The organism is Bacillus australimaris, from assembly GCF_001307105.1.
Taxonomy (GTDB): Bacteria; Bacillota; Bacilli; order Bacillales; family Bacillaceae; genus Bacillus; species Bacillus australimaris.
Genome location: NZ_LGYN01000024.1, coordinates 1 through 521 on the forward strand (window position 1 = coordinate 1; position 521 = coordinate 521).

The 521-nt window shown below is 41.8% G+C and carries 1 pseudogene; it reads left to right on the plus strand.

Annotated elements, in window-relative coordinates:
* Positions 1–88 precede the first annotated feature (88 nt).
* A pseudogene (locus AKG37_RS19230) lies at positions 89–521 on the plus strand (exosporium glycoprotein BclB-related protein); the annotation flags it as partial.

Here is a 521-nt window from a genome sequence, read left to right on the forward strand (position 1 = left end):
TAATTATATAAAATATGTAAATTCTCAATTATTTTAATCTGAATTCACTTTTCTATAATTGATGCATAGTATGTTTTGGGGTGACTCTATGAAAAGGTGTAAATATTGTGGGAAAACATATAAAAATCAAGAAAAAGGAAGCTGGTATGGAACTTTTGAAAATGATACCTGCGATACATGCAAAAAAACAAATGCTTCTTGTTGCGGAAAATCTCCATGTGTATGTGTAATTAGGGAGTTACGAGGCGGGAGAGGTAGGAGAGGACCAGCTGGGCCAGCTGGGCCAGCTGGGCCGACTGGCCCTGCTGGTGGATTAGCAACAGCAGTTCCATTTGATTCTTCTCAATCACCAACCTATGAAGCTGGTCAAGTCGTAACTTTTAATGGAAGTACGTATGTGGCTAAAGTGAATGCTCCATCAGGCATACCTAGTTTTTCAAGCGATTACACATTATTAGCAATGTCAGGCGCTACGGGAATTACCGGCGCTACGGGAGGCACCGGCGCTACGGGAATCACTG